The sequence below is a fragment of the Pseudomonas putida genome, from assembly GCF_028682475.1.
Lineage (GTDB): Bacteria > Pseudomonadota > Gammaproteobacteria > Pseudomonadales > Pseudomonadaceae > Aquipseudomonas > Aquipseudomonas putida_AG.
Map to the genome: position 1 here is coordinate 1 of NZ_JANHLE010000102.1, position 548 is coordinate 548.

The following is a 548-nucleotide window of genomic DNA, read 5'->3' on the forward strand; positions in this document are numbered from 1 at the left end:
GGGCTAAGGCTCTGTGATCGACGCACCGCATGGTTAATGCCTTGGGCTGGCCATGCGTGTGCCCATCCCTTTCACGCTTCGCTTAAGGACAAGCCTATGTTTGCACCGGCCAATAGCGTGCAATTCGAACTACTCATTCCTACGGTCCCTCACGACTTCAAGGTCCTGGCGTTTAACGGCACGGAAGCCATCAGCACCTTGTACGCGATCCACATTGAACTGGTCAGCGAGTACCCCGATTTCGATCTTGAAAGCCTGCTCAGTCAACCGGCGTTTCTGCGCTTCGGATTGAACGGGGAAGGGCTGCATGGCCGCATCGAAGACGTTCGGGTGGAGGAGCCCGGTACACGCCTGACCCGCTACCACCTGACCCTGGTCCCGGCGCTGCACTACTTGCAGTTCAGCCACAACCAGCGGATTTTCCAGCACCTGACGGTGCCGCAGATCATCGCCCAGGTGCTCCAGGGACATGGCATTCAAGCCGATGCCTATAGCTTCCATGTTCGCAACAGCCCCGTGCGCGAATACTGCACTCAATACTTCGAAAA

At 57.3% G+C, this 548-nt stretch carries 1 protein-coding gene; it reads left to right on the forward strand.

The window, feature by feature from the left end:
- Positions 1–96: 96 nt before the first annotated feature.
- The coding region (locus tag NPS47_RS25345) for a contractile injection system protein, VgrG/Pvc8 family (RefSeq protein ID WP_274297441.1) at positions 97–548 on the forward strand (452 nt) is incomplete at its 3' end.